Raw genomic sequence first — 241 nt, forward strand, 5'->3', positions numbered from 1 at the left:
CGGCGTACAGCGCGCCGGTGGAATAGAAGCGCGTGCCGTTGAGCAGATAGTCGGGGCTGCCGGGGTCTTTGGTAATGCGGGTGCGGATGTCGAGCACGTTCTTGCTGGTGCGTTCCGGGCCGGCGTTGCCGAAGCGCGCGCCGTTCAGGACTTCACTGTAGAAGTAGTGCTTCTGGCTCTCGGTGGCGGTTTGCGCCAGCACGTTGAGGATGCCGAAATGGTTTTGCGGAATCTGGCCGAT

The 241-nt window shown here is 62.2% G+C and carries 1 pseudogene; it reads right to left on the reverse strand.

Annotation, left to right across the window (positions count from 1 at the left end):
- Window positions 1-241: pseudogene (locus HLUSI_RS30105) on the reverse strand (SfnB family sulfur acquisition oxidoreductase); the annotation flags it as partial.

Source organism: Herbaspirillum lusitanum P6-12, from assembly GCF_000256565.1.
In the GTDB taxonomy this organism is placed as follows: Bacteria; Pseudomonadota; Gammaproteobacteria; order Burkholderiales; family Burkholderiaceae_D; genus Herbaspirillum; species Herbaspirillum lusitanum.